This is a genomic window from Maribacter polysaccharolyticus, from assembly GCF_028882255.1.
Classification (GTDB): Bacteria; Bacteroidota; Bacteroidia; order Flavobacteriales; family Flavobacteriaceae; genus Maribacter_A; species Maribacter_A polysaccharolyticus.
This window is the reverse complement of sequence record NZ_JARBUY010000001.1, coordinates 228,695-242,570: the sequence shown is the minus strand read 5'-3', so window position 1 is coordinate 242,570 and position 13,876 is coordinate 228,695. Positions and strand designations below refer to the sequence as shown.

Annotated in this window: 14 protein-coding genes; 7 read left to right on the top strand and 7 right to left on the bottom strand. The window is 39.9% G+C overall.

Annotation, left to right across the window (positions count from 1 at the left end; genetic code table 11):
* Positions 1 to 44 precede the first annotated feature (44 nt).
* The 4 genes from PHU20_RS01145 to PHU20_RS01130 all read left to right on the top strand — a co-directional run bounded on the left by PHU20_RS01145 (position 45) and on the right by PHU20_RS01130 (position 2,993).
* Positions 45 to 419 (top strand): response regulator, encoded by a 375-nt coding sequence (locus tag PHU20_RS01145; protein ID WP_274823497.1) that lies wholly within the window; start codon positions 45 to 47, stop codon positions 417 to 419.
* Positions 419 to 1,459 (top strand): adenylate/guanylate cyclase domain-containing response regulator, encoded by a 1,041-nt coding sequence (locus tag PHU20_RS01140; protein WP_274823496.1) that lies wholly within the window; start codon positions 419 to 421, stop codon positions 1,457 to 1,459. The genes PHU20_RS01145 and PHU20_RS01140 overlap by 1 nt, the downstream gene beginning before the upstream one ends.
* 28 nt (positions 1,460 to 1,487) lie before the next feature.
* Positions 1,488 to 2,114 carry a Pycsar system effector family protein gene (locus PHU20_RS01135; RefSeq protein ID WP_274823495.1) on the top strand — a complete coding sequence of 209 codons (627 nt, stop codon included), beginning with the start codon at positions 1,488 to 1,490 and terminating at the stop codon, positions 2,112 to 2,114.
* A gap of 87 nt (positions 2,115 to 2,201) precedes the next feature.
* Entirely contained in the window at positions 2,202 to 2,993 is a 792-nt protein-coding gene (locus PHU20_RS01130) for a DUF6090 family protein (protein ID WP_274823494.1), read from the top strand.
* A 343-nt stretch (positions 2,994 to 3,336) separates the two neighbouring features.
* Here the strand turns inward: PHU20_RS01130 and PHU20_RS01125 are convergent, their stop codons facing one another.
* From PHU20_RS01125 to PHU20_RS01100, 6 genes are all read right to left on the bottom strand, one after another.
* Positions 3,337 to 3,579, bottom strand: a complete 243-nt coding sequence (locus PHU20_RS01125; RefSeq protein ID WP_274823493.1) for a hypothetical protein — start codon at positions 3,577 to 3,579, stop codon at positions 3,337 to 3,339.
* A gap of 300 nt (positions 3,580 to 3,879) precedes the next feature.
* Positions 3,880 to 4,122 (bottom strand): hypothetical protein, encoded by a 243-nt coding sequence (locus PHU20_RS01120; protein ID WP_274823493.1) that lies wholly within the window; start codon positions 4,120 to 4,122, stop codon positions 3,880 to 3,882.
* Positions 4,123 to 4,317: 195 nt separating this feature from the next.
* Positions 4,318 to 5,556 (bottom strand): glycosyltransferase, encoded by a 1,239-nt coding sequence (locus PHU20_RS01115; RefSeq protein ID WP_274823492.1) that lies wholly within the window; start codon positions 5,554 to 5,556, stop codon positions 4,318 to 4,320.
* A 181-nt stretch (positions 5,557 to 5,737) separates the two neighbouring features.
* The gene (locus PHU20_RS01110) at positions 5,738 to 7,249 is read right to left on the bottom strand and encodes a DEAD/DEAH box helicase (RefSeq protein WP_274823491.1); all 1,512 of its coding nucleotides are present in this window, start codon (positions 7,247 to 7,249) and stop codon (positions 5,738 to 5,740) included.
* 379 nt (positions 7,250 to 7,628) lie between these two features.
* The gene (locus tag PHU20_RS01105) at positions 7,629 to 8,558 is read right to left on the bottom strand and encodes a 2-hydroxyacid dehydrogenase (protein ID WP_274823490.1); all 930 of its coding nucleotides are present in this window, start codon (positions 8,556 to 8,558) and stop codon (positions 7,629 to 7,631) included.
* Between the two features lies 1 nt (position 8,559).
* Complete coding sequence (locus PHU20_RS01100) at positions 8,560 to 9,069, bottom strand: DUF6155 family protein (RefSeq protein ID WP_274823489.1); 510 nt, start codon at positions 9,067 to 9,069, stop codon at positions 8,560 to 8,562.
* A 187-nt stretch (positions 9,070 to 9,256) separates the two neighbouring features.
* Between PHU20_RS01100 and PHU20_RS01095 the strand changes: the two genes are divergently transcribed.
* Entirely contained in the window at positions 9,257 to 10,120 is an 864-nt protein-coding gene (locus PHU20_RS01095) for a sigma-70 family RNA polymerase sigma factor (RefSeq protein WP_274823488.1), read from the top strand.
* A 653-nt stretch (positions 10,121 to 10,773) separates the two neighbouring features.
* On the opposite strand, the gene PHU20_RS01090 is transcribed toward PHU20_RS01095, so the two are convergent.
* Positions 10,774 to 11,442 (bottom strand): Hpt domain-containing protein, encoded by a 669-nt coding sequence (locus PHU20_RS01090; protein WP_274823487.1) that lies wholly within the window; start codon positions 11,440 to 11,442, stop codon positions 10,774 to 10,776.
* A gap of 158 nt (positions 11,443 to 11,600) precedes the next feature.
* On the opposite strand from PHU20_RS01090, the gene PHU20_RS01085 reads away from it, so the two are divergent.
* Together PHU20_RS01085 and PHU20_RS01080 are read left to right on the top strand one after the other, a co-directional pair.
* Complete coding sequence (locus tag PHU20_RS01085; RefSeq protein ID WP_274823486.1) at positions 11,601 to 12,896, top strand: dipeptidase; 1,296 nt, start codon at positions 11,601 to 11,603, stop codon at positions 12,894 to 12,896.
* Between the two features lie 210 nt (positions 12,897 to 13,106).
* Positions 13,107 to 13,874 (top strand): outer membrane lipoprotein-sorting protein, encoded by a 768-nt coding sequence (locus PHU20_RS01080; protein WP_274823485.1) that lies wholly within the window; start codon positions 13,107 to 13,109, stop codon positions 13,872 to 13,874.
* The last annotated feature ends 2 nt before the right edge of the window (positions 13,875 to 13,876 follow it).

Below are 13,876 nucleotides of genomic sequence, written 5' to 3'. Positions count from 1 at the left end.
ATGTTCCCCATTATATGATTGATTAATTAAAAAAAGATTAGATTATGAAAATATTGGTAGTAGACGATGAGCAAGATGTAAAGGTGTTGTTCCAGCAGCGTTTTAGAAAGGAAATACGCAAGGAAGAATTGGAATTTGTTTTTGCCTTTTCTGGGGAGGAAGCCCTGAAAACCTTGGAAAAAATGGAACAGGAGGCGATTTTGATCCTGTCGGATATAAATATGCCGGGAATGAGCGGCCTCGAATTGCTCGAGACCATTAAAAAGAACTACCTCGCTCCTCCCCCGGTAGTCATGATGGTGACGGCCTATGGCGATGAAGAGAATTTCAATACGGCCAAACGTTTGGGGGCCGATGATTTTTTGACCAAACCCATCGATTTTAAATTGTTAAAGGAAAAATTAATACAGAGTAAGTGATGGCAAAAATATTGGTAGTGGATGATGAGGCGGACTTGGAAACGCTCATCAAGCAAAAGTTCAGGAAGAAAATACGGGAAAAGGAATACGAATTTCTTTTTGCCATAAATGGTAGGGATGCGCTCGAAAAACTCGATGAAGACCCAGAGGTGGATATTGTTCTGAGCGATATCAACATGCCCGAAATGGATGGTCTTACGCTGTTGACCAAACTCAATGAGTTGAGTCCGTTGATAAAATCGGTCATCGTATCGGCTTATGGGGATATGGATAACATTCGCACGGCCATGAACCGTGGGGCGTTTGATTTTATTACCAAACCCATCAATTTTGAAGATCTTACCCTTACCATGGAAAAAACCTTGAAACACGCCAGGGAAATCAAGGAAACCTTACAGGCGATCAAGGAAAATAACATACTTAAGATGTATGTAGATGAAAATGTCCTTAATTTCATGTGCAATAGGGAATACGAGTCCAAGATCATGGCAAACGAAAGCATTGAAGGCACGGTTATGTTCGTTGATGTATGTGGATTCACAAAAATTAGCGAAACGACAAGTCCAGATGTTGTAGTCACCATGTTGAACACCTATTTTGATGCCATGGTCAAGGAAATTATGGAACACAATGGCATTATCGATAAATTTATAGGCGATGCCGTAATGGCGGTTTTTAGGGGGGAATATCATTTAGACCGTGCCATCGATGCCGCCCTTGCCATCAGAAATCAAGTAAACGGATTTCCCAATATAGCCGATAAGGAAAATTTCAAACCCAAGGTCTCCATAGGAATAAAAAGTGGGGAAATGATTTCAGGTAACATAGGTTCTGCAACGCTTAAACGGTTGGATTATACGGTTATTGGGGACACCGTAAATACCGCCGCTAGGTTACAAGATGCAGCAAAGGAAAACCAAATCATCATTTGTGAAAATTGCTATGAAAAAGTCAAAGAGGCTTTTAAATGTGAGAATCTAGGCAGTATTACCATGAAAAACAAAACAAAACCGCTTACAGTATATAATGTTCTAGAATAATTCTTTTGGAGTCTTTAAATTACAAACTATGACCAAACCAGTAAAATCCGGAAACCAGAAAAACACCGAATCCAAGGAAGGACAAAATCCGTTATCCACTTTCGAAAAAGGGCTCCTTGATGAACTTAAAAGTAAAGGACATGCTGAAGAATTGGTGGATCACTATTGGGGTACCATCAACTATGTTTCCAACCTTATAAAGGCTTCTGAGCTAAAAGCCGGACTTATTCTATCCTTTTACGGGATAATCCTGAATTTCATTTATCAAAGTGCCGAAACCGTATTGCGTTCAGAAGCTAACCCTATCCCATTGTATGTCCTTACAAGTTTATGGTTCATAGCAACCGTAATTTCGATTTTTTATAGCGTTCGTTGTTTTATCCCAAAATTGGAAGGCAATTATGATGATAACGTGTTCTATTTTGGGGATGTTATCAAAAAGTTTGGTACGATCAAAGAGTTTTCCAAGAAATTTTATGAGGTCAGTATTAATGAAAAAGAGGTATTTGAGCAATTGGGGGAGCAGATCTATATCAATTCCAAAATAGCTGCTTGGAAATTTAGGAACGTACAACGATCTATACGTTTTTTGGTAATCAGTCTTGTTTTATTGTTTGTGACCGCAGTGTATTTTGGATTGCTTAGGATTGTATAACCTTAGTTTTAGAAGAACTACAAGACTGCATTATGAAAGTAAAACCCACCTCTGGACCCTATACTAAGAGGGGAATATTTTATAGCTATGATGAAATTCTTCCGTAAAATCCGACAAAACTTGCTTAACGAAGGCAAAACCACCCAATACTTCAAGTACGCTATTGGTGAAATTATCCTCGTGGTCATTGGGATTTTGATAGCCTTAAGCATTAATACATGGAATGAGAATAGAAAAGACGCACAATTGGAAAACAACTTTTTTACAAACGTGCTTCTAGATCTAGAAAAAGATGAGCAGAAGCTCAACTATTATAAAAAATTCCTTGGCAACAGAATGATGTGTTTGGATACGCTGTTAACCTATGTAAGGAATCCGCACCGTACAATGGGTATCGAAAAATTCGGGATGTATGTAGAACCGCTCTACTATAACGAAAACGCGACCAACTATTCTGCGACATTCGAGTCTGCCAAAACCTTGGGAGCCTTTAATACGTTCAGTAAAAAAGATCTGCTTAAACACTTGGCGCAATATTATGCGGATTTTATTATAGTGAAGGCACAATTTGATTCATCGCGCCTTTTCACTGAAAGTCAGCTAGAACCTATAATGGCTACAATTCCAGAGAGTTATATAACTTTAAAAACAGGAAGTTTGGTTGTCCAAGAAGAGGATGTACAAGATTTTTATGAAAAAATAGCCGCTATTAAAGATACTCGGAACCTGACCATAGCATACGAAAGCTTAATGCAAAACCCAAATTTCGAAAACTATCTTATTGGTGATATGGGCAGAACCTCTAACACCATAGGTAAAATAGACCAAAGAATATTCGCTTTAAAGCAGATTAAAAAACAACTGACCGGCAATTATTGAATTCTTTAGAAATATTCACCAAAACCGGCTCAAAGAAGGTAAAACCGGTAAGTACAAATATGTCCATAATCAAAAATAGCCGTCGTAACCTCTATGGAATAAGAAACTTGGGTTATCGGTGGACCAGCGAAAACAATTTCTTCCAAAGAAAATGAAGATGTGCAAATAGTACGTACGGATACTTGGCAGACCATATACGATTTTGGGACTTGCTTCAACGAATTGGGTTGCAATTCGCTGAACCAACTATGGCTAAATGAAAGTAATTAGGTTCCCTTGGCTTTTGAAATCGACATAAATTAATTTTAAAGGTATTTCAACAATATTATTTGCTTTAACCTTCTTAAGCCATTTTGGCTTTGTTTCTTTTTGTGGAAAAAGAAAGGGCTTTCTTAACCCTGGAGTTTTTGAATTTGTAAAGACGGGCCACTTGAGTCGTAGTTTCGGTCTTAACCTCGTTTTTGGTATCGGTAGCGGTAGCGATCGTCATTTCAATAGTTTCGGCCTGAATCTCTTTAGTGTTGTTTTGGGCTTGGGCAGTGATTCCGAAGAAGATGATGAAGATGATGGTTACGATTGCTTTCATGACTTGTTTTGTTATATAATGATAACCGTAACAAGTGTATTTTGAGGGGTTGCAATTCGCTGAACGTCCCTATTTATCGTTATTTGACAACAATTGGGATGAAGTGTAAAATTCCCTCGGTAAACGGGAAGCACCTCAAAAACAGCTTACCGAAAAAAGGGGTATTTAAACGGTGTTCCAAGACCCTAACCAAGTCCTTTTAGCTCTAATTATAGCTGTTTTCAAAGTTTTATATGGATGTTATCTAAGTTCGGAATAACAAAAGCAGGTCAAAAAGTATTGAAATACCTAGAGAGTTTATTAAGCCATTTTGGCTTTGTTTCTTTTTGTGGAAAAAGAAAGGGCTTTCTTAACCCTGGAGTTTTTGAATTTGTAAAGACGGGCCACTTGAGTCGTAGTTTCGGTCTTAACCTCGTTTTTGGTATCGGTAGCGGTAGCGATCGTCATTTCAATAGTTTCGGCCTGAATCTCTTTAGTGTTGTTTTGGGCTTGGGCAGTGATTCCGAAGAAGATGATGAAGATGATGGTTACGATTGCTTTCATGACTTGTTTTGTTATATAATGATAACCGTAACAAGTGTATTTTGAGGGGTTGCAATTCGCTGAACGTCCCTATTTATCGTTATTTGACAACAATTGGGATGAAGTGTAAAATTCCCTCGGTAAACGGGAAGCACCCCAAAAACAGCTTACCGAAAAAAGGGGTATTTAAACGGTAGTTCAGAGGTCGAAAAGTTGTTATTTATTCTTTTCCTCGATCCATTTGGATAGATATGTGGTGCTTGCCATAGTATGATGCCTTAACATGGCACCGATAAAATTGTTTGTCCTATGGGGTTCCAAATTGGATTGAAGTGCATTAAGTGTATTGCCCAAAGTTTTATTGAGGGATTCTTTGTGGTAGATTTTTTCAATGATCCTAAATCCATTCTGTTGGGCCTGTAACCATTCCGATTCATTAGTGTACATTGCGACGGCACATTTGGCGATTTCTTTGGCAGTATCTGCAATATGGCCATTCCAAGGTACACCGTCATGCATGCCCTCTGCCCCTATTGGTGTAGTTACACTGGGCGTACCAAAGCGTATTGCGTCGATCAGTTTTCCTTTGATTCCCGCACCAAAGCGCAAGGGGGCCAAGTTTACCCGGTGTTGTTGCATAACGGTTTCAACACTTTTGGCCCAGCCTTCAATATAAAAACCGGATTTTGGGTCGTGCATTTCCCGAACCTGTTGTGGCATATAATTACCATAGATATGTAGATCGGCTTTGGGCATCCGTTTCCTGATCAAAGGCCATATTTCTTTTTTTAGCCATACCACGGCATCTACATTCGGGGCGTGCCTACCGTTACCGATACAGATAAAATCTTTGCGTGTGGCAAAAGGGGGCAATTTCGCCATTTGCTGTTCGGTGATTTTTTCCAACTGAAAGGGAAGGTGCAGTAATAACCCCTTATCTATTTTAATCGTATTTTGTAATAGTTCCATTTCATGGCTTGAAATGATCAGGGAAAGGTCGCAACGATAGATCGAAGCGACCTCACGCTGGGTGACATCGCTTTGAAGCCATTTAGCCGTATTGAAGTCCATGTGTTTTTTAAAACATTCCTGTCGTACGGTACGGAGGGAATGCAGGTCTTCGGTATCCAATATTCGTAGGGCGTTGGGAGCGAATTCCGCGACCCGCCAACCAAATTGCTCTTCGGTCAAAAACCGGTCGAAAAGTACGATTTCGGGATTTAAATCGGATATAAACGCATCAAAGCCGGAGTCGTTCAGGAATATGCATTTAGAGGAAACGCCCAATTCATCCAAAGATATACTGAATGTACTTTTTGCCGCTGTACTGGCAAATGTGATCTTGTAGTCTTGGGTCAGGAAAAACCGGATCAATTGGAGCATTCGGCATCCGGCGGCCGTTGTGTTGGGCTCGGGCCAATTGTAACCGATGATCAAAAGGGGTTTCTTTTGCATTGTCCACATTAAAATAATGCTATAAATGTAATGATAACCTAGCTTATAGGTGATTCGCTCTTGCCTATCACAAGAAGCGATCCATCCATTCTTATGACGAATACCTCATGTTTCGTTTTTCACAGATCGTATGCGATAATTTGGTTATGTAAGTACAGCGATATGGCACCACCTTACTCTCTTACATTTTTTCGGCGAACATTTTTGAGATCCTTGAGCGTAATTTACGTTCATAATCCTCTTCCAACCACTCCTTATAGTTTTTGGTATTGTTCATAATGCAGTACGAATAAAGGCGAACGCGGTAAGCTATCTCTTCTTTTAAGGACTTTGCCAAGATCCTCGCATCAAAAACATCCTCGGAATTCTCCACACATATTTGGGCGTGTTGTTCAATGCTTCTTTCCAAAACCTCCTTGGATTTCAAACCTTGGGCGAAAACCTCTTTGTACACGGCCTTTACATCAAAACTGATATTGTCGGAATTGGCAAATTGGGCCCGTAGTTCGGGGGGCATTTCATAAACGAATTCCCGTTCGATTTCCTCATCATTCTTGATGTTCTCCAGATAGAAATCCGGGAAATGGAAAATTTCCTGCCAATCGATCGGGGCATTCCACAATCCAAATCGTGCTACATTGTTCCCCAGATCGACAACGGTGAACTCCTCTTTATTGGGCAGCACTCGTGAACCACGTCCGATCATTTGAAAATATAAGGTTAATGAACGGGTGGCCCTATTGAGGATAATGGTTTCGACCGTAGGTTCGTCAAAACCCGTGGTCAGGATACTTACCGAGGTTAGAATGGCATCGGGAGTTTCCGAAAACCATTGTAAAATTTCTTTACGTTCCGATGCGGTATTTTTATTGTCCAAATGACGAATGGGGAGTCCGGCTTTTTTAAAGGTCTCATACACATAGATGGATGTATTGATCCCATTATTGAAAATAAGGGTCTTCTTACCTTTGGAAATCTCATTATAGGCATTCAAAAGCTTACCTAGCATGCTTTGGTTCCCATAAAGTTCATCGGAGGATTTTACCGTATAATCCCCGTTGATACCCAATTTCAATCCTTGAAGGCTTACATCGTAATTATACATATTGGCCTTCGCCAAAAACTTCTTATTGATCAAGGAAGAAATGGATTCCCCCACTATCAACTTCTGATAGTTATCCTTCATCGGAAGTTTGATATTGGAACTTAACGGAGTTGCCGTAACCCCTAAAATGACGGCATGTTCAAAATATTTGAAAAGCTTTCGGAAGGAATTGTAATGCGCCTCATCAATGATAACAAGGCCGATGTTGTTGATTTCTATCTTTTCATCTTGTAATCGGTTGTTCAAGGTCTCGACCATGGCAACGAAGCACATATAATCATTTTGGTCCCTAAGTTCCTTGACCTCGCTATTGATGATCTTATTCTTGACACCGAAACCCTTCAGCATGCGCGATGTTTGCTGACTAAGTTCAATACGGTGTGTCAGGACAACGACTTTCTTTTTATTCTTGGAGATATAACGTTTTGCAATTTCAGAAAAAACCACGGTCTTACCCCCACCCGTGGGCAATTGGTAGAGTAGATTGGCATTGTCCGGCGATTCTTCCAGATGGTTGAAAATCTTGTTCAGATCTTCTTCCTGATAGTCGTAAAGCGTCTTTTCCTTTATGTTTTTTTGTACTTCCAAACGATCGTATTGTGGTTTTTTACAATTCTTTTTAGTCGGTCTTTGCGTAAACCCGAATTTTGCAAAATTAGCAGAAATAAAAACCTGTACGAAATTTTAAGGGTACAAATCCTTGAAAAATATGGATAAGGTTTCGTAAATGCATAATACTTAAGTGATTGTAAGAAGTGGTTTCAACACTTCTTCCCATAATAGGATTCTTAGGTTTTGAATTCGGCTTTTTTGAAGAACGGTCATGTTTAATCCGAAGACACGGAATGACCGGGTAATCCCATTACCCCTGCTAGGGTACTTTTATGTTTATTGTAAGACTACCTCCATACACTGTATCGAGAGAATCATCCACATCGAGGATAAGGACGTCACATTCAAGGTCCATTCAATACTTTTTATCTTCCGATACCAGATTCAAGAGCTCTTCCCCACTGGCCAATCTTCTGTAATTCTCTACGATCTGGGGCACTACAGAAATGGTTTCGGAGACACTGGCATAATGCGGGGTCATATGAACCTTGGGATGTTCCCAAAAAGGATGTTCCAACGATAAGGGTTCTTGGTGGTATACATCCAAAGCGGCACCTGAAAGATGGCCATTATCAAGCATTTCCAAAAGATCCCCATCCACTAAATGTCCTCCCCGGGCGACATTGATCAAATAGGCCCCTTTGGGTAATTGCCGGAATAGTCCGGCATTGAGGATTCCTTTGGTATCATCGGTCAAAGGTAAAAGACACACTAAGATCTGAGTGGCTTCCAAAAAGGCGGTCCGGCCAGCAGGTCCGGTAAAGGTTTCAACACCTTGGATATTTTTTTCTGAACTTGACCATCCCCGTACCTTGAAACCAAATCGAACCAAATCCTTGGCCAATACGGACCCCAAGGCCCCAAGGCCCATTATCCCGATCGTAAGATCCGAAATACGCTTATAGCCCACGGGTTTCCAAATTTTATTGAATTGATCGACCTTATAATGATATAAGTTTTTAAGGAGGCTGAATATCAAAGCAATAACATGTTCAGACATGTCTTTGGACAAGTATTCGTCCACCACACGTGTTATGGGAAGGTGTTTGGGTAATCGATCATCCTCGAACAAAAAATCGACCCCTGCACCGCTGGAAGAAATGCATTCCAGGTTAGGATAGCCTTGAAGGCTACCTGGGGGATGTTTCCAGACCACGGCCATTTTTACAGCTTCCCGAGGGTGTTCTTCCCGATAATCGTATACCGCGATTTGTGGTGCATAAAGTTGTAATGCTTCTTTCCAATCATCGATCTTATCGTCCTGTCTGATAACTACTATTGCCATATCAATCTAAAATATCAAGGCCTCTTGTGAAGCCTTCTTGGTAACTCCAATGGTTTTCCTGTGTAAAATAATAGACCTTTACGATCCGTTCCTTAAAATTGGGTACCAATCCGTTTACCGATACGAATTGGGCCATTTCGTTAAAGGAATTGAGCATGCTCTTATAAAAAGATTCGGGTACATTGCGGTCCATCGAAAAAGTTTGGGCAATTTCGAGGTTGTACAGCATAAGATCCGCGATTAAATGGGGCTCGACCCCTAAGGTCTTGAAATGCTTTATATATTTTTGGGCCACGGAGCGCCTTGCTTTGGGCCTTTTTCTCTTTAACGGGAAATACTCGTTGGATATCTTTGCCTTGGCCATTTGTACTATTTTTTCCTCTTTCGGATTAAAAATGAAATCATAGTATTCCTTTACGACAGGAAATCGGATATAAAGATCCATCAGCTGCTCTTCGAGCTCCTTCTTTTTAAGATCCGACAAATATTTTTTAAGCGCTCTTTTACTCATAGTACCACTTATATCCCTTGTGTTTCAAAAGTACGTCAAGGAATTATAATATGCCCATACCTTCCATGGTAAAATCATGAAGTACTCATAAATAATGTATAACATTCCGGATATCTTTTGGAAAAGACAGAATATTAACGTATTATGAATGTTTCGAGATTGTTCAATTAAAATACGATAAACACACATGAGGCAACTAAAGATCATCAAGCAGGTAACGAATAGGGAATCCAAATCACTGGATAAATACCTGCAGGATATCAGTAAGATTGAATTAATAAACGCACAGGAAGAAGTGGAATTGGCGCAACGTATCCGGAAAGGGGATCAGGTTGCCCTTGAAAAATTGACTACGGCCAATTTGCGTTTTGTAGTGTCGGTAGCCAAGCAATATCAAAATCAAGGATTGAAATTGCCCGATTTGATCAATGAGGGTAATTTGGGCCTTGTTAAGGCAGCAAAACGTTTTGATGAAACCCGAGGGTTCAAATTCATTTCCTATGCCGTTTGGTGGATCCGCCAATCCATTTTACAAGCCTTGGCAGAACAATCCCGTGTGGTTCGTCTCCCATTGAACAAGATCGGTTCCATAAATAAGATCAAAAAGACCTTTTCTTATTTGGAACAGGCCCATGAACGTCCGCCTTCGGCAGAAGAAATTGCCAAAGAACTGGAGATGACGGTATCGGAGGTAAAACAGTCGCTTAAGAATTCGGGTAGACATGTGTCTATGGATGCCCCACTACGTGAAGGGGAAGATTCCAATCTTTATGATGTGTTGCGTTCAGGCGAATCGCCAAAACCGGATAAATTACTGTTGCAACAATCGTTGAATACAGAGATCAATAGGGCGTTGGAAACCTTATCCCCTAGAGAGGCCGATGTGGTAAAACTATATTATGGTATCGGTGAGCAACCGTCGATGACATTGGCAGAAATAGGACAAACCTTTGATCTTACGCGGGAGCGTGTCAGACAGATCAGGGAAAAGGCGATAAGGAAGTTGCGGCACCAATCCCGAAGTAAGTTGTTGAAAACTTATTTGGGATAATTGTGTTCATCGTTTAGCCATAAAATAAAAAGAGTCCTGATGATGCCATCAGGACTCTTTTATTTTACCAATTATGATATTAAAAGCTAAGTTTGTTTATGTTGACTTCTAATAAAATCTCATTTAAATTTTCGATAAAATTCAAGTAAGCCGTGTTGTCTGCATTTTGATTTGCCATAGTTTTGGGGGTTTTTAAGGTTCAAGAATAGGTTACATATAATCCAATTCCACTAATTCGTTTAAACTCAGTATTTCATTTAAATCTTGTAGGAAGGCCAAATACTCTTCCCCGTAGGTGTCGTATAACATATGGTTAAGGTTTATCCTGCCAGTAGCAGGTGATTTGGTTAAATATTTATACAGTAAACATATTCATAACGAGTACATCTTACAATAAATTGTGGTGAAACAATTTAATTCTGTTGTCAAAATTCCAATTTTTATGGCAACGTGTACTTCAACGCAAATCATTGTTGCATTTCATCGATGTTTTAAGATTTATGGAGTAAACCGAATTCCATGGCCCAAATTCGTTTTCGTTTAAATCGAAACCCTATTGGCGGTAAGACCATGATTTTTCGTTCTTGATGAGGATGTTATCCTGTATTTCCCTCCTAGGCATTTGGGTCCAGATAAAAAGAAAAGTAAATCTTCTATTGTTCTTCCTTTCCCATCAAGGCCAATTCGGCCGAAATGGCCGCTTCAACGCGCACATATTCCTGAATAAAGCGTTTTTTCAATGCTTGCAATTGATTTATATCGGGGGAATTGTATGAATGCAGGAATTCATCAAGTTTTTTAAGACACCCCAGTAAGGAATCGGCTTGTACCATAGACAAACCCGCTTTGATTTTCCGTGCGGAAAAAGCAAGGTTTTCCCAATCGGCATTGTTCAGATGAACACTATAAGCCCCAATGAACTCCGTCACATTCTGTTTGAACAGACGCACCAATTCAACTAAATATATATAGTCACCCCTACTTTCTTCCTTAAATTCGCTTAGGTCGAATATGGGGAGGCTTGGAACAACAGTTGATTTCAGGGAAATGGAGCTGGGATTCGGGCCTGTGCCACATTTCGGAACAGCGATCCGGTCGAACGAAGGATCCTGATGTATAACGCTCTCAAGATGTTTCGGGGCGAACAGGGATTCTTCCAATTCGTTTTTAAATGCTTGGAAAGTCTTTTTCAATCCCAAGCTTTCCCTTGAGTTCAATTCCTCATAGGAATACTCCTTCAATAGCATTTCCATTTGTGATAAGTGCGATAGTATCGTAGTGGTTTTCAATGGGTTTGGGGGGTTATCGATTACAAATTTCAATCAATGATTTTTTTGAATTTTTTTTACGAAAATTGGAGAAACACATATATAATTCTCACTAAAACTCAATATTCCTTAATTTTTTTGCAATAAATTGTTGCCAATTCGTTTTTTTTTGTTGTCAATTTCTTTTATTTGTAGGTATAAAAATAATCCATATGAAATATCCAATTTACCTAATGTGCCTTTTTGGTTTGTTCGCTTGTGAAAATGCCAAAAAAACCACTGAATTAAGTATGAATGACAAGATCAAGGAAATCCATGAGAAAGTCATTACGATCGACACCCACAATGATATCAATGTCGATAATTTTACCGATTCCGTCAACTATACCCAACGTTTGCCCACACAGATCAATATCCCAAAAATGGAAGAAGGCGGTCTTGATGTTACATGGCTTATCGTATATACCGGACAAGATTCCTTGAATGCCGAAGGTTATGCCAAGGCAAAAGCCAATGCAATGTCCAAGTTTGAGGCCATACATAAACTTTGTGAGGAAATTGCCCCGGATAAGATCGAACTGGCCCTTACTTCGGATGATGTACGTAGGATCATTGCTTCCGGAAAAAAAGTGGCCATGATCGGGGTAGAGAATGCCTACCCTATTGGGGAGGATCTTTTGGAATTTGAAAAGTACTATGACCTAGGTGCCCGTTATATCTCTTTGGCCCATAATGGGCATAGCCAATTCAGTGATTCGAACACTGGCGAAAAAGATAGCGTTTGGCTTCATAACGGTTTAAGCGAATTAGGGAAAGAAGCGATCAAGGAAATGAACCGATTGGGCATCATGATCGATATATCCCACCCGTCAAAAGAAGCGATGGTTCAAATGATTGAATTATCCAAAGCTCCGATTATCGCGTCACATTCCTCGGCCAGGGCGTTATGTGGGCATAGTCGTAACTTGGACGATGATCAATTGTTAATGATGAAAGAAAATGGTGGCGTGGTACAAACCGTTGCTTTCAGATCCTATCTGAATACGGAAAAGAACCAAAAGCGTTCGGGCTACATGAAGGAAGTTTATAAGAAAGTTGCCGATTCACTTGGATTGCCATGGTATGAAAGATCGGAAATCAGGGGATTGAGTCCAGACGACAGAAAAGCCTTTATGGCCAATTACCCCAAGGTTTTGGAAATCGGAAAGGAACTGGCAGCCAAAGATAGTGAAGCCCCTGAAGATGTAAATGTGGTTGATTTCGTTAACCATATCGATCATATGGTTGAGTTAATCGGTATTGATCATGTGGGTATCAGTTCTGATTTTGATGGAGGAGGTGGTATCGATGGATGGTCCGATGCTTCGGAGACCATGAATGTAACCGCAGAACTTGTAAAGAGAGGATATACCGAAGAGGAAATAGAAAAACTTTGGGGTGGTAACCTACTTAGGGTATTGGACGAGGTACAGGCCGTGGCCGCTGAGCTAAGTAAGGAAGCAGCTTAAACAAGGCAGTCTTTTAAGACTTTGTCGAAACCAATAAAGGATAGTTCTTACTAAAGGGCTATCCTTTTTTTTGTGCTTCATTTAAAATAATAATACGTCTTTTATGAAAAAACCAAGAATATTCTTATTAATCGAAGATTAGTTCATAGAATAATGTAACAATCCTTTTATATTTGATACTAATCTGATAATTAATCCAAAAACTTGAAAATGAAAACACTAAGACTATGTATTGCAGTATTGGCCATCACCTGTATTGCTCCGTTAAGCGCACAGACCGCTGATGAAATTCTGGACACCTATTTTGAAAATATCGGTGGACTTGAAAAACTCAAAAGTGTGGAGGGAATGAAAATGATAGCGAAAATAAGCCAACAGGGTATGGAAATCCCTTTGGAAGTATTGCAATTGAGCGATGGTCGGCAAATGACGACCATTAATTTTCAAGGGAAGGAAATAAAACAGGGGGTCTTTGATGGTGAGACATTATGGAGCCATAATTTCATGACCATGAAAGCCGAAAAGAGTGATGCAGAGGCAACCGCAAATTTTAAATTGAATGCCAATGATTTTCCAGATGCTTTTATTGGTTATAAAGAAAAAGGATATACGGTCGAATTGCTTGGAAAAGAAACCATTAGCGGTACCGAGACCTTTAAGATAAAATTGGTGAAAGAGCCGGTTACCATTGATGGTAACGAAGAAGAGGATGTTTCTTTCTATTTTTTCGATACGGATAATTTTGTCCCCATAGCCGTTCAATCCGAAATTAAATCGGGACCGGGTAAAGGAATGGTGCAAGAAATTACCTTTAGCGATTATGAGGAGGTTGATGGTTTGTATTTTGCCTTTTCATTGACTCAAGGAGTTAAAGGACAACCAGGAAGTCCTTTGACCATTGAAAGTATCGAGCTAAACCCAACCGTGGATGATGCCGTTTTTGCATTTCCTGAGGAAATAGCTGTAGAAGAAGAATAAAT